Consider the following 18,741-nt stretch of genomic DNA (forward strand, 5'->3'; position numbering starts at 1 on the left):
CTTCCGCCGCCGGCGGGTCGCCTGCGGGCCGCCGCCGGGAGCGCCGGGCGCTTGCGGGCCACCCCGCCGGCGCCCCCCGACCGCTCCGCCGCGCCCCGCCGGGCGCCTACGGCGGCCCCGAGCCGTTCAGCCAGAAGGCCCCGTACACCGCGCCGATCAGCGCCACCGCCCCCAGCGCCGCGGCCGCCCGGCCGGTCCGCCACCGGGCCAGGGCCACGGCGGGCGGCAGCACCAGCGGGAACGCCGGCAGCAGCAGCCGCGGCTTCGAGCCGAAGTAGCCCGAGGCGCACAGGGCCAGCGCGACCACGATCCCGCAGTAGACCAGGAGCACCACCGGTTGCCGCTGCCGCACGCCGAGCGCGTACAGCCACAGCACCAGGAGCACCCCGGCGACGAGGCCGATGCCCGCCGCCAGGGACGTGGGGGACGCCAGCTTGTCCCCGACGAACCGGGCGAAGGCGAGGCCGCCGTCGAAGCCGTTGCCCCAGCCGGCCTGCACGTCCAGGTAGCCGAGCGGGCCGCGGCCGGTGTGCGCCCCGACCCACAGCACGTACGCCGCCGCGCCCAGCGGGGCCAGCAGCATCCCGGCCACCGGCCGCCGGTCCCGCCGCCCGCGCCCGCCGCCGTCCCCGTCCTTGCGCAGCGCCAGTACGGCCCCCACCCAGACGGCGGCCACCACCGCCGCCCCGACCGGACGGGTCAGCCCCGCCCCGGCGGCCAGCAGGCCCGCCAGCACCCAGCGCTCGCGGAGCACGGCGTACAGCGCCCAGGCCGCGAGCGCGGTGAACAGCGCCTCGCTGTACGCCATGGACTGCACGATCCCGACCGGCAGCGCCGCCCAGGCCGCGGCGGCGCACACCCCGGCCCGGCGTCCGTACCGCAGGTCGGTGACCGCGAAGATCCCCCAGGCCGCGGCGAGCGCGGCCACGGCCGAGACGACCAGGCCCGCGCTGCCGTACGACAGCCCGGTCGGCGCCGCGACCAGCCGCTCCAGCCAGGGCAGCAGGGGGAAGAAGGCGAGATTGGAGTGGACGGCTCCGCTCGGCAGCACGACCTCGTAGCCGTACCCCTCGGCGGCGATCCGGGCGTACCAGAGCGAGTCCCAGCGGGCCGACAGCAGCGTGTGCGGGCTGCTGCCCGCGCGCGCCGACCACACCGCGAGCGCCACCAGGCCCAGCAGTCGCACCGCCACGAAGGCGGCGAGGGCGGGCGCGGCCCGGCGCAGGCCGGGGGCCGGGGGCGGCGTGTGCCGCGCGGGGCGTCCGGCCCGGCTCGATCCAAGATCTTTCACAGGCATGATTATCGGTGGGACCGGTCGGTGGGCCCCGATCGCCGGGCGCGGCGGGCCCCGAACCGAAACCACGCGCCGTGAGCGGACGTGTACCAAGGGGGAGGTGGAGTGGCGCACGCCACAGTCCGGTGGCCCCGGGGTGAGAGCTTGACCACGTGACCCATGACCGAACTCGCGTACGCTGACGGTTCACTCGCGTGTCGATGCCGGGCCCCTTGGTTACGCCGCTCACCCGCGGCACGTCGCACCGCCGGTCCGCCGAGCGCGAGGGATCACCTGGGAGGTACATGCATGTCGGGGACGAACCCGGCCGGCCGCAACCGGACCCTTTCCCCCTGGCAGGCCCGACGGCGGATCACCGCGGTCGCCGGAGGCACCAACCGCTGGGTGGTGCTGGCCGTCCTGTGCGTCAGCCTGGTCCTCGTCGCGCTCGACGCGACGATCCTGCACGTCGCCGTCCCCTCCGTCACCGAGGACCTGCGTCCCGGTGCGATCGAGCTGCTGTGGATCGTCGACGCGTACCCGCTCGTCTGCGCCTCGCTGCTGATCCTCTTCGGCACCCTCGGCGACCGGGTGGGCCGCCGCCGCATCCTGCTGCTCGGCTACGGGCTCTTCGGCGTCGCCTCGACGATCGCCGCCCTGGCCACCGACGCCCAGGTGCTCATCGTCGCCCGCGCGCTGCTCGGCGTCGGCGGCGCGATGATCATGCCGGCCACGCTGTCGATCCTGCGGCAGGTCTTCCCCGACCGGCGCGAGCGCGCCCTGGCCATCGGCATCTGGACCGCCGTCGCCGCGATCGGCGCGGCCAGCGGGCCGGTGCTCGGCGGCCTCCTCATCGAGCACTTCTGGTGGGGCTCGGTCTTCCTGATCAACATCCCGCTGATGGTCCTGATCCTCCCGCTGGGCCGCTGGCTGCTGCCCGAGTCCAAGGGGGCGGCGGACGGGCCGTGGGACGTGCTCGGTGCGCTGATGGCCGCGGCCGGTGTGCTCGGCGTGGTGCTCGGCGTCAAGCGCGCGGGTGCCGAGCAGAACCTGCTGGAGGTCCGGGCGCTCGTGCCGATCGCGGTCGGCGGGCTGCTGCTGGCGCTGTTCGTCCGGCGGCAGCGGCGGCGGCCGCACCCGCTGATCGACATGCGGATGTTCTCGCGGGTCACCTTCACCACGTCCGTGGGCTGCATCGTGCTGGCCATGCTGGCGCTCGTCGGGCTGGAGCTGATCGCCGTCCAGTACCTCCAGCTGGTGCTGGAGCTGAGCCCGCTGGAGACGGGCCTGCGGCTGCTGCCGCTGACGTTCGCCGCGATGGCGGCCGGCGCCACCGGCTCGTACACGCTGCACCGGATCGGGCCGCGGCGGATGGTGTCGTTCGGCTTCACCCTGACCGCGCTGGCGGTGCTGCTGCTGACCCTGATGGGCCTGCACGACCGGCCGGTGCTGCTGACGGCGGGCTTCGTCCTGCTGGGCTTCGGCCTGCAGACCACGCTGTTCGCGGCGTACGAGTCGATGCTGAGCGAGGCGCCGGTGCAGGCCGCCGGCGGGGCGGCGGCGATCGGTGAGACCTCGTACCAGCTGGGCGCGGGCATGGGGATCGCGCTGCTGGGCAGCGTGATGAACGCGGCGTACGCGCCCGGGCTGACGGACGTGCCCGGGGTGTCGCCGGCGGACTCGGCGGGCGCGGCGAACTCGCTCGGCGAGGCCTACCAGATCGCGGAACACCTGGGCGGACCGGCGGGTGAGGCCCTGCACACCGCCGCGCGGACCTCTTTCGTGTACGGGCTGCACGTGACGCTGGTGGTGAGCGCGGCGCTGCTGCTGGCGGGGGCGGTGATGGCGCTGAAGCTGCCGCGAGCGATGGACTGCGAGCCGGCCGCCGCCGAAGCCGAGGCCGCCGCCGACCCGCGGGCCCTGGCGCAGCCGAGCCCGCTGCCTCAGGCCGAGCCGAAGTCCTCGGCGGTGGCCGGGGCGGGCGCCTCGGCTCCGGCCGCGCCGGTGCCGCCGGGGCCGGCGGGGGCCGCCGCGACCATTCCGCCTCCGGCGGACCCGGCCCACGACCGCGCCCTGAACCGCCGCCCGGCCTGACACCGGCCCGCCGCCGCGCGGGCCCTTTCCCCACCCCACCCCGCCCTTTCCCGAACCGGGGCGCCGCCCCCGCAGGAGCCGGCCCCGGCGGACCCGCTGGCGGCCCCCGGTCGGGGAAGGGTGGACGCGCGGGGGTCGGCGGCATAGCGTCGGGGGCGCTGGACTGTTGGACTGGAGTTGTGCGACCCGCCGGGAGGCGTTCCGTGTTCGTGCCCACCGATCCGCTCGGTATCGATGAGCTCCTCGCCCCCGAGGACCTCGCCATCCGCGACACCGTGCGCCAATGGGCGGCCGACCGCGTGCTGCCGCACATCGCCCAGTGGTACGAGGACGGCGAGCTCCCGCAGATCCGCGAGCTGGCCCGCGAACTCGGCGCGCTCGGCGCGCTCGGGATGTCCCTGGAGGGATACGGCTGCGCCGGCGCCTCCGCCGTGCAGTACGGGCTGGCCTGTCTCGAGCTGGAGGCCGCCGACTCCGGCATCCGCTCGCTGGTCTCCGTGCAGGGCTCCCTCGCCATGTACGCCATCCACCGCTTCGGGTCCGAGGAGCAGAAGCAGCACTGGCTGCCCGGCATGGCCGCCGGGGAGCACATCGGCTGCTTCGGGCTGACCGAGCCCGACGTCGGCTCCGACCCGGCCTCCATGCGGACGTACGCCAAGAAGGACGGCTCCGACTGGGTGCTCAGCGGCCGCAAGATGTGGATCACCAACGGATCGGTGGCCGCCGTCGCCGTCGTCTGGGCGCAGACGGACGACGGGGTGCGGGGGTTCGTCGTGCCCACCGGCACCCGCGGGTTCTCCGCGCCCGAGATCAAGCACAAGTGGTCGCTGCGGGCCAGTGTCACCAGTGAGCTGGTGATGGACGAGGTGCGGCTGCCCGGCGACGCCGTGCTGCCGGGGGTGCGCGGGCTCAAGGGGCCGCTCAGCTGTCTCAGCCACGCCCGGTACGGGATCGTGTGGGGCTCCATGGGGGCGGCGCGCGCCAGTTTCGAGGCGGCGCTGGACTACGCGCGCACCCGCGAGCAGTTCGGCCGGCCGATCGGCGGCTTCCAGCTCACCCAGGCCAAGCTCGCCGACATGGCGCTGGAACTGCACAAGGGCATCCTGCTCGCCCACCACCTGGGGCGCCGGATGGACGCCGGCACGCTGCGGCCGGAGCAGATCAGCTTCGGCAAGCTGAACAACGTCCGGGAGGCGATCGAGATCTGCCGTACCGCGCGCACGATCCTCGGCGCGAACGGGATCTCGCTGGAGTACCCCGTGATGCGGCACGCGACCAACCTGGAGTCGGTCCTCACCTACGAGGGGACCGTCGAGATGCACCAGCTGGTGCTGGGCAAGGCGCTCACCGGGCTCGACGCGTTCCGGTGATCCGGTGAGGGCCTCGCGCTAGCTCTGGTTGAAGAAGCCGTCCGCCGCCCGACCGCCCTCGCCGCTGACGATCTGGGTGTCGGCCGGGGTCAGCAGGAAGACCCGGGTCGCCACCCGCTCGATCGAGCCGCGCAGGCCGAAGGTCAGACCGGCCGCGAAGTCGACCACGCGCTTGGCGTCGGCCGGGTCCATCGACGACAGGTTCACGATCACCGGGACGCCCTCGCGGAACAGCTCACCGATGCCGCGCGCGTCCCGGAAGCCGTCCGGGGTGACGGTCGCGATGCGGCGGCCCTGCTCGACAGCCGAGTCCGACACGACCTTCACCCGCGGGTCGGTGACCCACTGGTCGCCGGAGTGCGGGCCCTGCGGAGCCTCCGCGTAGTCGTCGTCGTAGTAACGCTCGTCGTCGCTGTCCTCCACGAGACCCAACCAGGCACTCGCCTTGCGCACCGAACCCATGGACGCCTCCTTTCACCGCGGTCTGTCTGTCCTTCTTCTGTCCGCGTCCCTATGGTCGTCCATGATGCTGACAACGCGCCAAGTGGATAGCCGCCGCGCAGGGGTTTCGTGACGGTACTGGTGCAGAACATCCGGTGCACCGTCAAGGTTCCTGGCAGCTACCGCTGCTGACTGAGTGAAAATACGATCACCGCCTCCATCGGGGTGACCGCAGGGGACGTACGGGTGAAGGCACCGGCTCGGTACGATGCCCCGCACGCACGCGCACCACACTCGGGGGAGCAGTCTTGTTCGGCATAGTCAGGCCCTGTACGCACCGGCTCGGGGAGCGGTTCAAGGGCGAGTGGATGGCCCATCTCTGCGGCTTGTGCCTGGCACTTCGCTCCGATCACGGGCAGCTCGCCCGGATCGTTACCAATTACGACGGTCTGCTCGTCTCCGTCCTGACGGAGGCTCAGTCCGGGACCGCCGACGGGGCGCGGCGTACCGCGGGGCCCTGCCCGCTGCGTGGTATGCGCACCGCGCCGGTGGCCCAGGGCGAGGGCGCCCGGCTCGCGGCGGCCGTCTCGCTGGTGCTCGCCTCGGCGAAGCTGCGCGACCACGTCGCCGACCGCGACGGCGTGTTGGCCCGCAAGCCGTTCGCCGCCGCGGCCCGCACGGTGGCCCGCGGCTGGGACCGGGCCGGCGCGCGCACCGGCGCCTCCCTGGGCTTCGACACCGCCCTGCTCGTCGACGCCGTGGACCGGCAGGCCGGCGTCGAGGCGCTGGCCGGGCTCGGCACCCCCGTGCTCGTGGTGACCGAGCCGACCGAGACCGCGACCGCCGCCGCCTTCGCGCACACCGCGCAGCTGGCCGGCCGGCCCGGCAACGCCACCGCGCTGGCCGAGGCGGGCCGCTACTTCGGCCGGCTCGCCCACCTGCTCGACGCCGTCGAGGACCTGGAGGCGGACCGCGCCACGGGCGCCTGGAACCCGCTCGACGCCACCGGCACCTCCCTCGCCGAGGCCCGCCGGCTGTGCGACGACGCCCTGCACGGCATCCGCCTGGCCCTGGCCGAGGTGGAGTTCGTGGACGACGGGCTCGCCCACCGGCTGCTGGTGCACGAGCTGCGATCCTCGGTGGACCGGGCCTTCGGCACCCGCTCCTGCGGCCACACCGCGTCGTACGGCGCCCCGGACGGCAGCGGCGGCCCGTACGGCTCCGGCCCCGGCGCCCCGGGCCAGGGCGGCCCGTACGGCCAGCCGCCGTACGGCCAGAACCCGTACGGGCAGGCCCCCTACGGCCAGCACCCGTACGGCCAGAACCCGTACGGCGGCGCACCCGGAGGGCCCGGAGGTCCGGGGATGCCGCCGACCGGACCCGGCGGCTCCGGCGACTTCCACCCGCACCGGCCGAAGCCGCCGCGCGGCTTCTGGGCGGGCTGCGCGGCCTTCATCGGGTTGTTCTGCACCTGCAAGATCTGCTGCGCCGACGAGTACGAGGGCCCCTGGTCCCGCAAGAAGCGCGAGGGCTGCTGCAACGACTGCGGCAGCGGCTGCGACGGCAACTGCTGCGAGTGCTGCTGCTGCTGTCCCTGCGACGGCTGCTGAGGCCCCCTCAGCCCGCGACCGGGACGGCCGCCCCCGGGACGGCCTCCCGGACCGGTGTCACCGCCCGCGCCGGAACCACTCCGTACGGCCCTGCCGCGCCCGCGTGTCCCGCGCGGGTGTGGAAGGGTTGAGCGGCATGAGCGACGACGCAGCGAAAGCCTGGACGAAGTGGCACGAGCACCGGCTCGACACGGTCTCCGCGCCCTACGGCCCGCTCGCGCTGACGGGCACCCACTGGCTCGCCGACTACCCGGAAGGGCGAATTCCGGCCGTTCCCGGCCGGTGGCGGGAGACCGCCGGCGGCGTCCGGCTCACCGCCACCGAGGCCGACGGGCTGGCGCTCGACGCCGAGCCCTTCACCGGCGAGCTCGAACTCGCCCCCGACGAGGCGCCCCCGGCCCGCGCCCGGCTCGCCGCGGGCGCGCGCCACCTGGTGGTCATCCGCCGCGAGGGCGCCCACGCCGTGCGCGTCTTCGATCCCGACTCCGAGGCCCGGCGCGGCTTCCTGGGCATCGAGGCGACCCCGTACGACCCCTCGTACGTACTGCCCGGCCGGTTCCGGGCGTACGGGGAGGAACGCAGCGTCCTGGTGGAGAACGCCGACGGGCACCGGCGCGGCCTCGGGCTCGGCGGGGAGCTGGTCTTCACCAAGGACGGCGCCGAGCACCGGCTCCAGGTGGCGGTGGATCCGGACACCGGTGCGCTGTGGGCCGTCTTCGCCGACGTCACCAGCAGCCTGACCAGCTACCGCTTCCGCTTCCTGCGGCCCGGCGCACCGGCCGCCGACGGCTCGGTCACGGTCGACCTCAACCGGGCGCTGCTGCCGCCGTGCGCCTTCGCGGCCCACTTCATCTGCCCGTTCCCGCCGCCGGGGAACACCCTGCCCTTCGAGGTCGCCGCCGGCGAGCGGAGGCTGAAAGCCGCCCTTGCCCCGGTCATCTGACGCCTGGACACTCCCGAGCAGCGCTTGTCAGGAACACGGCCAATCCCCTTCTCCATGCCGCCCTGACTGCGCCTCACCGGACCCCCACACCCCTTTACGGGAGGACGTGAAGTGAGGATCAAGCGCATCACCCCCACACGACTGACGGCCCTGGCAGCAGGCCTGGCCGCGGTCGCCGTACTGGCCGCCCCCACCGCCGCCGGTGCGGACGGGCAGGACGGCGGACTCAGCGCCGACCGGCTGGCCGCCGTCGGGGCATCGGTCCTGCGCGCCGATGTGGCCGGTACCGCCTGGCACACCGACCCGGCCACCGGAACCCTGGTGGTCACCGCCGACTCCACCGTCTCGCACGCCGACATCGCCAGGATCCGGCACGAGGCGGGCGCGGACGCCGGGGCCCTGCGCATCGAGCGCACCCCGGGCAAGCTCAGCAAGCTGATCTCGGGCGGCGACGCCATCTACGCCAACAGCTGGCGCTGCTCGCTCGGCTTCAACGTACGCAGCGGCACCACCTACTACGTGCTCACCGCCGGGCACTGCACCGACGGCGCCGGCACGTGGTGGACCAACTCCTCCCGCACCACCGCGATCGGGGCCACCGTCGGCTCCAGTTTCCCGGTCAACGACTACGGCCTCGTCCGCTACGACAACACCTCGCTGTCCCACCCCGGCACCGTGGGCAGCGTGGACATCACCAGCGCGGCGAACGCCACCGTCGGCATGTCCGTGACCCGCCGCGGCTCCACCACCGGCACCCACAGCGGCTCGGTCACCGGACTCAACGCCACCGTCAACTACGGCAACGGCGACATCGTCTACGGCATGATCAAGACCAATGTCTGCGCCGAGCCCGGTGACAGCGGCGGCCCGCTGTACTCCGGCAGCCGGGCGATCGGTCTGACCTCCGGCGGCAGCGGCAACTGCTCCTCGGGCGGCACGACGTTCTTCCAGCCCGTCACGGAGGCGCTCAGCGCCTACGGGGTCAGCGTCTACTAGCCGACCCCGCCCGGCTCCGGGCACCATGGGACGTACCGAGGTCCCCCGGCCGCACCTGCGGCCGGGGGACCTGTCCGTCGGTGGACCGGGGGGAAGCACACGTGACCGACTTCAGGGGCGACGGGCCGGTGCCCGTCCGCGACGGCGACACCCAACGCCGGGTGCGCCGCAGCCCGTTGCTCTACACCGCGCCCATCGTGCTGCTGGCCGTGCTGACCGCCGTGCTCGGCTGGGAGATCGTCCGGGCCAACATGTCCGAGGCGGCGCGCACCCAGTGGCCGTGGCGGCTGCAGCTGCTCGACATGGAGCCGCTCGGCAGCCTGCTCGCGGTCGCGGCCGGCGCGGTCCTCGCCCGCGCCCAGTACGCCCGCACCGTGCGGCCGTACCTGGGCTGGCGGGCCGACTGGACCACGGGGCAGCTGCGCGGCGGCGCACCCGAGTGGCGGGTCGGCCTGCTCAACGGCGGCTCGCACACGGCCGTGATCGAGGACTACGCCTGCCGGGTCGTCCTGCGCGGCGGCCCACCGGGAGCCGGCGGGCCCTGGACCGACGTCCAGGGCGCGGCGGCGGCGCTGACCGCGGCCGGGCTCATCGTCGGGGAGGACTTCCAGCTGGTGCAGATGGGGAACTTCCCGCTGGTCCCCGCCGGCGGCGGCTACGAGACGGCGACGGTCGGGGCCTTCTCCCGGCGCTTCGTGGACGAGGTCGAGGCCCTGTACCTCAGGGTCCGGGTGGCCGACGCGGTGGGCGACAGCCACGAGCGGATCATGGACGCCCTCAAGGGCGCCCGGTCGGCCGCCTACCGGCGCCCGGCGGCCTGACCGTCCGTGCCGTCGGTGCCGTCGGTGCCGTCGGTGCCGTCCGTGCCGTCGGTGCCGTCCGGTCCGGGCGGGCCGTCCGGTCCGGGCGGCCCGTCCAGCCCGTCCAGCCAGCGCAGCACCTCGGGCAGCGCGTACTGGGCGGCGAAGTGCCCGGCGCCCGGCACCAGGACGGCCCGGGCCCCGGGGATCCGGTCGGCCAGCCAGCGGGTGTGGCCGACCGGGGAGAAGGCGTCGTCCAGGCCGTGCCACAGCAGCACGGGCACGGTGACGCGGGAGACGTCGAAGCCCCACGGGCGCACGAACGCGAGGCAGTCGTCCAGCCAGCCGAGGTGCGAGACGCGCAGCGCCTCGCGGTAGGAGCGCAGCAGCGCCGTGCGCACCCGCGGGTCCTCGACCACCGGCCGGTCGTACGGGGACAGGTCGGCGCGCAGGTCCTCGAGGAGCTGCTCCGGGTCGCGCCGGACGGCGGCGGCGCGAGCGGTGAGGTCCCGGTCGAGGCCGCCCGGGTCGCTCCCGTCGAGCCGGCCCCGGGCCAGGCCGTACACGCGCACGTTGAACGGGGTCATCCGCGCGTGCCAGTCCAGGCCGGCGGCGTCCGGGGGAGCGAGCCCCACCAGGACGGCGGCGGCCCGGACCCGGTCGGGCAGCAGGGCGGCGCAGGCGAGCGCGTGCGGGCCGCCGCCGGAGCGGCCGACCACCGCGAAGCGGTCGATGCCGAGGGCGTCGGCGACGGCGGTGGCGTCCCGGGCGGCGTCGGCGACCCGGCGGCCGGGGCTCGGCGGTGAGCCGCCGTAGCCCGGGCGGTCGTAGGAGAGGAACCGGACGCCGGGGTGCCGCGCGGCGAGCCCGGGGAGTGCGGTGCCCAGGCGGCTGCCGGGGGTCCCGTGGAGCAGGAGCACGGGGGTGCCGGCGGGGTCTCCCCACTCCTCGGCCACCAGGAGGCGGCCGTCGTCGGTGCGCACGGGTATTCCCATGGGCGCAGGGTAGCGGGCGGTGCCGGGCGCGCGGCGCGCCCTAGGACGCGGGAGGCTTCACGCCGGGCCGGAACGCTGCGCAGGCCAGGGTGACCGCCGCGCCCACCACCGCCCAGGCCGACAGCACCAGCAGGGAACCGGTCACGTCGTTGCCGCGGAAGTACGCGATCGAACGGGCCGTCCAGGTCCCGGCGCCCGGCGGGAAGTACGGGCCGACGGCCCGCCAGAACGGCGGCAGCAGGGGATGGCCGTACGCACCACCGGCGCTGGGGTTGCCCAGGACCACGACCAGCAGGATCGCCAGGCCGATGCCGATGATCCCGGCGAGGCCCTGCAGGGCCAGGGTGAGCGCTCCGACCGCGAAGACCACCAGCGTGCCCAGGCCCCACAGGGCCCACAGGTTGCCGGGCAGCGCGTCCAGGACCGGCCCCGCGACGACCGCGCCGAGGAGTCCCGCGACCAGCGCGTACGTGAACAGCGCGGCGAGCCGGATCACGGCGCGGTGGACGTTCGCCGGCCGGGCCCCGGCGCTGATCGCGAGGATGGCGGCGCACAGATAGCCGCCGACGCACCAGCCGACGACCAGGTAGAACGACGACAGCCCGCGGTTGTCGCCCCGGGCGGCGGCGGCCACGTCCACGACCTCGGCGTCGCGTTGCTGGGCGCGTTCGGCCAGGGTGACGACCGCCTGGAGGGCGTCGGCGACGGAGGCGCCGCCCCCGGACGCGACCAGCAGCCGGTCCACCCGCCCGGCCGGGTTCACGACCAGGGCCCCGTCGATCTCCCGCTCGCGGATCTGCCGGACGGCCTCGGCCTCGCTCGCGACCGGCCGGGGGTCGAGCGGGTCACCCGGCAGCGAGGCGAGCCGCCGCACGCTCTGCTCGGTCAGCTGGGCCACCGGGGTGACCACGGCGAGCGGGATCCGGTGCGGCTTCGGGTGGTGGAAGGCGCCGATGTACGAGGTGATGAACGCGAGCTGGAGCGCCAGCACACCGATGACCAGCAGCGCTGCCCTGGTGGTGACGGCGTCCTTGATCTCGTTCACCAGGCCCCGCGGGGGGCCGTCGGCGGGGCCTGCGTCGGTACGGGTCATGCCCCCACGCTCGGCGCGCGGGGAACGGGACGCAGCAGGGGCGGTCCGAACGGATGACGTGGCGGGCGGGGGTGGTGAGGACCACGATGGATGATCGAACAAACGTTTCGTACGGGCATTCGATTTGGTCTATGGTGAAGACGGGGGAGGTGTTCCGCCGAGCAAGCAGGAGAGCAGGAGGCTGCGGATGGCCGGGTTCACGCATCTGCACACCGTTTCCGGGTTCTCCGTGCGCTACGGGGGCTCCCACCCGGAACGGCTTGCGGAGCGGGCCGCCGAGCGGGGCATGGACGCCCTCGCCCTCACCGACCGCGACACGGTCGCCGGCGCCGTGCGCTTTGCCAAGGCCTGCGCGAAGGAGGGCGTCCGCCCGCTGTTCGGGGCCGACCTCGCGGTGGCCGGCGCCCCGGTCCACGCCGACGGCGCCGGGCGGGGGGCCGCGGCGGGGGCCTCGTCCCGGCTACGCACCCCCGTCAAGGGCGGCGCCTTCGTCGACGAGTCCGCGGCCCGGGCGGTCTTCCTGGCCCGGGACGGCGCCGCCGGCTGGGCCGAGCTGTGCCGGATGATCACCGCGGCGCACGCGGGCGGAGCCGGTGCGCAGCCGCTCGTGCCGTGGGAAGCCCTGCGCGGCGAGGGCGTGTTCGTCCTGCTCGGCCCCGGCTCCGAGGTGGGCCGGGCGCTGGCCGCCGGCCGCCCCGACCGGGCCGCCCGGCTGCTCGCGCCCTGGCGCGAGGTGTTCGGCGACGCCGTCCGGCTGGAAGCCGTGCACCACGGGCGCACCGGCACCGGCCCCGGCTCGCTGCGGCTGGCCGCCCGGACCGTCGGCTTCGCCGCCGACCAAGGGGTCACCGCCGTCCTGACCAACGCCGTCCGCTACGCCGACCCCGGCCAGGGCCCGGTCGCCGACGTCCTGGACGCCGCCCGCAGGCTCGTGCCCGTCGACCCCCGGGGCCCCCTGGACAGCGGGGAGCGCTGGCTCAAGGGCCCGGCGGAGATGGCGCAGGCCGCGGACCGGATCGCCCGGGCCGCAGGGCTGCGACCGGCCGACGCGCGCCGCCTGCTGGAGGAGACCCGGCGCACCGCGCAGGCCTGCGCGGTGGACCCCGAGGACGACCTCGGCATCGGCTCGGTGCACTTCCCCGAACCCTGGCTGGTGGGTGCCGCCCACCGCACCGCCCAGCGGGTGCTGGAGTCCCGCGCCAGCGCCGGCATGGTGCTGCGCGGCTACGCCGGCCGCCGCGCGTACTGGGACCGGATGCGCCACGAGCTCGACATCATCGCCCACCACGGCTACGCCTCCTACTTCCTGACGGTCGCTCAAGTGGTGGACGACGTACGGCGCATGGGGATCCGGGTGGCCGCCCGCGGCTCCGGCGCCGGCTCGCTGGTCAACCACCTGCTCGGCATCGCCCACGCCGACCCGGTCGAACAGGGCCTGCTGATGGAGCGGTTCCTGTCCAAGCGGCGGCCCGTGCTGCCCGACATCGACATCGACGTGGAGTCCGCCCGCCGCCTGGAGGTCTACCGGGAGATCATCGGCCGGTTCGGCGCCGAGCGGGTCGCCACGGTCGCCATGCCCGAGACCTACCGGGTCCGGCACGCCATCCGGGACGTGGGCGCCGCGCTGTCCCTGGACCCGGCCGAGATCGACCGGCTGGCCAAGGCCTTCCCCCACATCCGGGCCCGCGACGCCCGGGCCGCCCTGGCCGAACTGCCCGAGCTGGCCGGCGTACGGGAGCGGGCCGGGCAGTACGGCCGGCTGTGGGACCTGGTCGAGGGGCTCGACGCGCTGCCGCGCGGGGTCGCCATGCACCCGTGCGGAGTGCTGCTCTCCGACGCCTCCCTGCGCGCACGCACCCCGGTGGTGCCCACCAGCGGCGAGGGCTTCCCCATGTCCCAGTTCGACAAGGACGACGTGGAGGACCTCGGGCTGCTCAAGCTCGACGTGCTCGGCGTACGGATGCAGTCGGCGATGGCGCACGCCGTCACCGAGATCGCCCGGGCCACGGGGGAGCGCATCGACCTGGACGACCCGGCGCAGGTGCCGCCGGGCGACCCGGCGACGTACGAGCTGATCCGCTCCGCCGAGACGCTCGGCTGCTTCCAGATCGAGTCCCCGGGCCAGCGCGACCTGGTCGGGCGGCTCCAGCCGGCCACCTTCCACGACCTGGTCGTGGACATCTCCCTGTTCCGGCCCGGGCCGGTGGCCGCCGACATGGTGCGCCCGTTCATCGAGGCCCGGCACGGCCGCGCCCCGGTCCGCTACCCGCACGAGGACCTGGCGGAGCCGCTGCGGGAGACGTACGGGGTGGTGGTCTTCCACGAGCAGATCATCGAGATCGTGCACATCATGACCGGCTGCGGCCGGGACGAGGCCGACCGGGTGCGGCGCGGCCTGTCCGATCCCGAGTCGCAGGGCCGGATCAAGGCCTGGTTCGCGCAGCACGCGGGGGCGCGGGGCTACGCGCCCGAGGTGATCGCCCGGACCTGGGAGATCGTCGAGGCCTTCGGCTCCTACGGCTTCTGCAAGGCGCACGCGGTGGCCTTCGCCGTCCCCACGTACCAGTCCGCCTGGCTCAAGGCCCACCATCCGGCCGCCTTCTACGCCGGGCTGCTCACCCACGACCCGGGCATGTACCCCAAGCGCCTGCTGCTGGCGGACGCCCGGCGGCGCGGGGTGCCGGTGCTGCCGCTGGACGTGAACCGGTCGGGCACGGCCCACCGCATCGAACTGGTGTCCGGTGAGGGGGGCGGGTCCGGGGTCTGGGGGCTGCGGCTGGCCCTGTCCGACGTGCACGGGATGAGCGGCGCGGAGGCGTCCCGGATCGAGGACGGGCAGCCCTACGCCTCGCTGCGCGACTTCTGGGAGCGGGCGCACCCGGGGCGGCCGGTGGCCGAACGGCTGGCGCAGGTGGGTGCGTTGGACGCGTTCGGGGCCAACCGGCGCGACCTGCTGCTGCACCTGTGCGAGCTGCACGGTGCGCAGCGGGCGGCGACCGGGGCCCGGGGCGGGCGCGGGAGCGGCCGCGGCGGCCGGAGCGGGAGCGGGAGCCGGGCGGGTCAGCTCCCGCTGGAGGGCGGCCGGGCCACGGCCGCGCTGGGCCTGCCCGACCTCAACGAGGCCGAACGGCTCAGCGCCGAGCTCGGCGTCCTCGGGATGGACGCCTCCCGCCACCTGATGGCCGATCACCACGGCTTCCTGGCCGAACTGGGCGCGATCCCGGCGAAGTCGCTGCGCGGTACCGAGCACGGGCAGACCGTGCTGGTCGCCGGTGCCAAGGCGGCCACCCAGACCCCGCCGGTCCGCTCCGGCCGCCGGGTCGTCTTCACCACCCTGGACGACGGCACGGGCCTGGTCGACCTGGCCTTCTTCGACGACAGCCACGAGGCGTGCGCGCACACCGTGTTCCACTCGTTCCTGCTGCTGGTGCGGGGGGTCGTGCAGCGGCGGGGACCGCAGAGCCTGAGCGTGGTCGGGTCGGCGGCGTGGAACCTGGCGGAGCTGGTGGAACTCCGGGCCGAGGGCGGCCTGGAGGCGGTCGCCGCGCGACTGGCGGCGCAGCCGGGCGGTCCGGGCGCCCCGGGCGGCGGGGCGGTTCCGGCCGGAGGTCCCGTCCCGGGCGACGGCTCTGTTCCGGGCGGTGGCTCTGCTCCGGGCGGTGGGGCCGACAGCGGCCGTCGCGTCCGCATGCCGACCGGTTACGAGATGCACCCGTGGGCGGACCTCCAGCCGGCGGGCGACGGCCCGGCCACCGGCCGCAAGCTCTGGCACTCCAGCCCGGGGAGCCCGGGATGACCGCCCCACCCTTCCTGCGCCTGCTCGCGGGGGCCGAACCGGAACCCCCGCAGCGGCGAGGTGCGGCCCGGAGCCCCGGCGCGGCCGTGGTGTGCGTACGGATGCGGCAGCTGGACGGGGAACCGCCCGGGGCCCAGGTGTACGCCGGGGTGCTCGGGCTGCTCGGCGGGCTGACGCCCGTCGTGCAGCCGCTGCCGCCCGATTCCGCCCTGGCCGACCTCCACGGCGCGTTCCGCTACTTCCACCGCGGCGCGCCCGAACTCGCCGCCCTGCTCAGGGTCAGGGCCCTCGCCCTGTTCGGCACCGAATGCGCCGTCGGCATCGCGCCCAACCCGATGCTGGCCCGCATGGCGGCCCAGGACGCCCGCTTCGGCGGCACGGTGACGGTCGGTCAGGACCCGCGCGCCGTCCGTGCGTTCCTGGCGGACAAGCCCGTCACGGCCCTCGACGGGATCGGCCCGAAGGCCGCCCGGCTCCTGTGCTCCTACGGCCTCGACACGGTCGGCCGCCTCGCGGCCACCCCGCCCGGCACCCTCCGCCGCATCCTCGGCGTCCGCCCGGGCCGGGAGGCCCACGAGCGGGCGAACGGCATCGACCGGACCCCGGTCCGCCCCGGCGCGGGCGCCCGCTCGCTGGCCGGCGAGCGGACGTTCGACCGGGACGAGCTGGACCCGGGGCGCCACCGCCGGGCCCTGCTGTCGCTGACCGAGGAACTCGGCGCCCGGATGCGCGCGCAGGACCAGGTGTGCCGTTCGGTGACGCTCACCGTCCGCTGCGCCGACCGCACTTCCGTCACCCGCACCCGCACCTTCGCCGAGGCCACCGCGCACTCGGCCGCGCTGACCGACGCCGCCTACGCGATGTACGCCGCGCTCGGCCTCCAGCGCGCCCGGGTGCGCGCCGTGGCCCTGCGGGTGGAGGAGCTCTCCGCCGCCGAGCGGGCCCACCGGCAGCTCAGCTTCGACCCGGAGGACGACAAGGCCCGGCGGCTGGAGGCCGTCACGGACCAGGTCCGGGCCAAGTTCGGCCCGGGGGCCATCGGCCGCGGCACCTTGTCCCGCGGTACATCGTCCCGTGGTGCCTCTCCCGATGGTGCCTCGCCCCGTGGTGCCTCGTCCCGCGGGCACCGGGCGGCGTAGGCGCCACGGCGAGGGGGGGCCGCGGTGCGACGCGCCGTGAAGTTTTACCGACGCGTAACTTCCCAGTCTTGCTACTCGCCCGTAATTTGGCGCCAGCAGCACTCCTTGTGATCCGGATCACGGGACGACCCCCACGAGCCATCCCCTCCCCTTGAGCCGCAAGGAGATCACCCGATGCTGCCCTGGAGACGCCTGCTCCGCCCGCTCGCCGTCCTCGCCCTCGCCGCCGCCACCCTCCTCCCGGCCGGAGCCAGCGCCACCGCCGCCACCGACACGGCCACGGCCTCCGCCCCCCGCAGCGGCTGGAACGACTGGACCTGCAAGCCGTCCGCCGCCCACCCGCGCCCCGTCGTGCTGGTGCACGGCACCTTCGGCAACTCCGTCGACAACTGGCTGGGCTTCGCGCCGTACCTCGTCCACCGCGGGTACTGCGTCTACTCGCTCGACTACGGCCAACTGCCCGGCGTGCCCTTCTTCAACGGGCTCGGCCCCATCGCCCGGTCGGCGCAGCAGCTCGACGCCTTCGTCGACAAGGTGCTCGCCGCCACCGGCGCCGCCGAGGTCGACCTCGTCGGCCACTCCCAGGGCGGCATGATGCCGCGGCACTACCTGAAGTTCCTCGGCGGCGCGGCCAAGGTCAACGCGCTCGTCGGACTCGCCCCCGACAACCACGGCACCACACTGCTCGGCCTCACCCAGCTGCTGCCGTACTTCCCCGGCGCCCAGGACCTGATCAGCACCGCCACCCCGGGCCTGGCCGACCAGATCGCCGGATCCGCCTTCCTCACCGAGCTCAACGCGGGCGGGGACACCGTCCCCGGCGTCACGTACACCGTCATCGCCACCAAGTACGACGAGGTGGTCACGCCCTACCGCAGCCAGTTCCTGACCGGGCCGAACGTCCGCAACGTCGTCCTCCAGGACCTGTGCGCCCTGGACCTCTCCGAGCACGTCGCGATCGGCCTGACCGACCGGATCGCCTGGCACGAGGCGCTCAACGCGCTCGACCCCGCCCACGCCGAGCCGACCACCTGCGCGTCGGTCTTCAGCTGAGACCCCCGCGCGGGCGGTACGGCACGCGCCGCCGGGCACGGCCCGGTCCGGCGTGCCCGGCTCGGCGCCGGGACTCAGCGGCCGTGCCGCCCCCCGACGCTCCGGCGCCGGGCCAGCGCGAACAGGACGGCCGCGCCGACGGCCAGCACACCGGCCCCGCTGATCGCGATCAGCGGGGTCCGGCTGTCGCCCCCGGTCTCGGCCAGGTGGGTGCTGCCCTTGGCGCCGGCCGGGGACGCCCCGCCGGCCGGGGTGGCGGCCGCCGGGCCGGCGGCGGACGCGTTCGTCCGCGGGTCGTCGTCGCCGTGGCCGTGGTGCTCCACCGAGGACTTGTCTTGCCCGGCGGCGATCTGCGCGTCGGTCGGCGCCGACGGCTTGGCCGGCTTCCCGGACGGCTCGGCGGCCGGCTTGCCGGAGGGCTGCGCCGACGGTGCGGCACTGCCGTTCGAGCCGCCGCCGGGTCCCGAGGTCCCGTTGTCCTTGCCGAACACCACGTCCGAGCAGGTGTAGAAGGCCTCCGGGCTGTCCGAGCGCTGCCAGATGCTGTAGACGAGGTGGCGCCCGGACTTGTTCGGGACCGTGCCGGAGAACACGTAGTCACCGCCCTGCATGGCCGGGTCCGTGGCCTTGGCGAACGGCGCCGGCTCCAGGTCCGACCACTTCAGCGGGCTGCTCGGGTCGTAGCCGTCCTTGGTGATGTACAGCTCGAACGTGCCCTTGTGCGGGGCGGTGCCCTTGTACCGGAACGTGTGCGGGCCCGCCGTCATCGGCGAGGCCGGCCAGTCGCCGCGCGCCAGGTCCAGGCCCTGGTACTTGTCGTTGCCGGCCGAGCAGAGCTGGCCGTTCGGGATGAGCGCCTTGTGGTGGCCGGCGGCGTTGGCGATGTTCACGGCGTTCCAGTCGTAGAACGCCTGCGTGCCGCTGGCCGCCACCGCCGCCTTGCACGCCGCCGACCTCGGCGACTCCGGACCCTCCGCGTAGCACGCCGCGACCCGGCTGACCGGGTCCGTCATCGACCCGTGGGCGGCGGCGGGCACGACGGCGTACGCGGCCACGGCCAGCGGGGCGGAGCCGAGGGCGGCGACGCGGAGCGCGGTACGGCGCGGTGCGGGGCGGCGGCGTGCGGACATGGGTGGAT

General features: G+C 75.2%; 14 protein-coding genes. 9 read left to right on the forward strand and 5 right to left on the reverse strand.

Features of this window, described 5'->3' with window-relative positions; all coding sequences use genetic code 11:
* Positions 1 to 106 precede the first annotated feature (106 nt).
* Complete coding sequence (locus LG632_RS11335; RefSeq protein ID WP_374203456.1) at positions 107 to 1,297, reverse strand: putative hexosyltransferase; 1,191 nt, start codon at positions 1,295 to 1,297, stop codon at positions 107 to 109.
* 285 nt (positions 1,298 to 1,582) lie between these two features.
* Between LG632_RS11335 and LG632_RS11340 the strand changes: the two genes are divergently transcribed.
* Together LG632_RS11340 and LG632_RS11345 are read left to right on the forward strand one after the other, a co-directional pair.
* Complete coding sequence (locus tag LG632_RS11340; protein ID WP_226726838.1) at positions 1,583 to 3,367, forward strand: MFS transporter; 1,785 nt, start codon at positions 1,583 to 1,585, stop codon at positions 3,365 to 3,367.
* A gap of 203 nt (positions 3,368 to 3,570) precedes the next feature.
* The gene (locus LG632_RS11345; protein ID WP_226726839.1) at positions 3,571 to 4,737 is read left to right on the forward strand and encodes an acyl-CoA dehydrogenase family protein; all 1,167 of its coding nucleotides are present in this window, start codon (positions 3,571 to 3,573) and stop codon (positions 4,735 to 4,737) included.
* Between the two features lie 18 nt (positions 4,738 to 4,755).
* On the opposite strand, the gene LG632_RS11350 is transcribed toward LG632_RS11345, so the two are convergent.
* Positions 4,756 to 5,199: a cell division protein SepF gene (locus tag LG632_RS11350; RefSeq protein ID WP_226726840.1), complete on the reverse strand. Its 444-nt coding sequence runs from the start codon at positions 5,197 to 5,199 to the stop codon at positions 4,756 to 4,758.
* Positions 5,200 to 5,486: 287 nt separating this feature from the next.
* Between LG632_RS11350 and LG632_RS11355 the strand changes: the two genes are divergently transcribed.
* The 4 genes from LG632_RS11355 to LG632_RS11370 all read left to right on the forward strand — a co-directional run bounded on the left by LG632_RS11355 (position 5,487) and on the right by LG632_RS11370 (position 9,548).
* Positions 5,487 to 6,788: a DUF5685 family protein gene (locus LG632_RS11355; RefSeq protein WP_226726841.1), complete on the forward strand. Its 1,302-nt coding sequence runs from the start codon at positions 5,487 to 5,489 to the stop codon at positions 6,786 to 6,788.
* Positions 6,789 to 6,924: 136 nt separating this feature from the next.
* Entirely contained in the window at positions 6,925 to 7,731 is an 807-nt protein-coding gene (locus LG632_RS11360) for a DUF1684 domain-containing protein (protein ID WP_226726842.1), read from the forward strand.
* Between the two features lie 111 nt (positions 7,732 to 7,842).
* Positions 7,843 to 8,727 carry a S1 family peptidase gene (locus LG632_RS11365; RefSeq protein WP_226726843.1) on the forward strand — a complete coding sequence of 295 codons (885 nt, stop codon included), beginning with the start codon at positions 7,843 to 7,845 and terminating at the stop codon, positions 8,725 to 8,727.
* A 101-nt stretch (positions 8,728 to 8,828) separates the two neighbouring features.
* A complete protein-coding gene (locus LG632_RS11370) occupies positions 8,829 to 9,548 on the forward strand; it encodes a hypothetical protein (protein WP_226726844.1) in 720 nt (239 codons plus the stop codon).
* Here the strand turns inward: LG632_RS11370 and LG632_RS11375 are convergent.
* Both LG632_RS11375 and LG632_RS11380 read right to left on the reverse strand, forming a co-directional pair.
* On the reverse strand, positions 9,527 to 10,522 hold the full coding sequence (locus LG632_RS11375; RefSeq protein WP_226726845.1) for an alpha/beta fold hydrolase: 996 nt from the start codon (positions 10,520 to 10,522) through the stop codon (positions 9,527 to 9,529). The two genes, LG632_RS11370 and LG632_RS11375, sit on opposite strands and share 22 nt — an antisense overlap.
* 40 nt (positions 10,523 to 10,562) lie before the next feature.
* A complete protein-coding gene (locus LG632_RS11380; RefSeq protein ID WP_226726846.1) occupies positions 10,563 to 11,615 on the reverse strand; it encodes an ABC transporter permease in 1,053 nt (350 codons plus the stop codon).
* 187 nt (positions 11,616 to 11,802) lie between these two features.
* Here LG632_RS11380 and LG632_RS11385 point away from each other — a divergent pair, with 187 nt between their 5' ends.
* From LG632_RS11385 to LG632_RS11395, 3 genes are all read left to right on the forward strand, one after another.
* A complete protein-coding gene (locus LG632_RS11385; protein ID WP_226726847.1) occupies positions 11,803 to 15,411 on the forward strand; it encodes a DNA polymerase III subunit alpha in 3,609 nt (1,202 codons plus the stop codon).
* A 101-nt stretch (positions 15,412 to 15,512) separates the two neighbouring features.
* Positions 15,513 to 16,550 carry a DNA polymerase Y family protein gene (locus tag LG632_RS11390; RefSeq protein WP_226726863.1) on the forward strand — a complete coding sequence of 346 codons (1,038 nt, stop codon included), beginning with the start codon at positions 15,513 to 15,515 and terminating at the stop codon, positions 16,548 to 16,550.
* Between the two features lie 174 nt (positions 16,551 to 16,724).
* A complete protein-coding gene (locus LG632_RS11395) occupies positions 16,725 to 17,603 on the forward strand; it encodes an esterase/lipase family protein (RefSeq protein WP_226726848.1) in 879 nt (292 codons plus the stop codon).
* A 74-nt stretch (positions 17,604 to 17,677) separates the two neighbouring features.
* Here the strand turns inward: LG632_RS11395 and LG632_RS11400 are convergent, their stop codons facing one another.
* Entirely contained in the window at positions 17,678 to 18,733 is a 1,056-nt protein-coding gene (locus LG632_RS11400; protein ID WP_226726849.1) for a lytic polysaccharide monooxygenase, read from the reverse strand.
* Between the last annotated feature and the right edge of the window lie 8 nt (positions 18,734 to 18,741).

It is taken from the genome of Streptomyces antimicrobicus, assembly GCF_020532625.1.
GTDB classification, from domain to species: Bacteria; Actinomycetota; Actinomycetes; order Streptomycetales; family Streptomycetaceae; genus Streptomyces; species Streptomyces antimicrobicus.

What these genes read in the sequence shown, in the direction of transcription:
- LG632_RS11385 (WP_226726847.1), top strand. Translation starts at nt 11,803, where the DNA reads ATGGCCGGGTTCACGCATCTGCACACCGTTTCCGGGTTCTCCGTGCGC.
- LG632_RS11375 (WP_226726845.1), bottom strand. Translation starts at nt 10,522, where the DNA reads ATGGGAATACCCGTGCGCACCGACGACGGCCGCCTCCTGGTGGCCGAG.
- LG632_RS11360 (WP_226726842.1), top strand. Translation starts at nt 6,925, where the DNA reads ATGAGCGACGACGCAGCGAAAGCCTGGACGAAGTGGCACGAGCACCGG.
- LG632_RS11380 (WP_226726846.1), bottom strand. Translation starts at nt 11,615, where the DNA reads ATGACCCGTACCGACGCAGGCCCCGCCGACGGCCCCCCGCGGGGCCTG.
- LG632_RS11400 (WP_226726849.1), bottom strand. Translation starts at nt 18,733, where the DNA reads ATGTCCGCACGCCGCCGCCCCGCACCGCGCCGTACCGCGCTCCGCGTC.
- LG632_RS11350 (WP_226726840.1), bottom strand. Translation starts at nt 5,199, where the DNA reads ATGGGTTCGGTGCGCAAGGCGAGTGCCTGGTTGGGTCTCGTGGAGGAC.
- LG632_RS11340 (WP_226726838.1), top strand. Translation starts at nt 1,583, where the DNA reads ATGTCGGGGACGAACCCGGCCGGCCGCAACCGGACCCTTTCCCCCTGG.
- LG632_RS11390 (WP_226726863.1), top strand. Translation starts at nt 15,513, where the DNA reads ATGCGGCAGCTGGACGGGGAACCGCCCGGGGCCCAGGTGTACGCCGGG.
- LG632_RS11395 (WP_226726848.1), top strand. Translation starts at nt 16,725, where the DNA reads ATGCTGCCCTGGAGACGCCTGCTCCGCCCGCTCGCCGTCCTCGCCCTC.
- LG632_RS11335 (WP_374203456.1), bottom strand. Translation starts at nt 1,297, where the DNA reads ATGCCTGTGAAAGATCTTGGATCGAGCCGGGCCGGACGCCCCGCGCGG.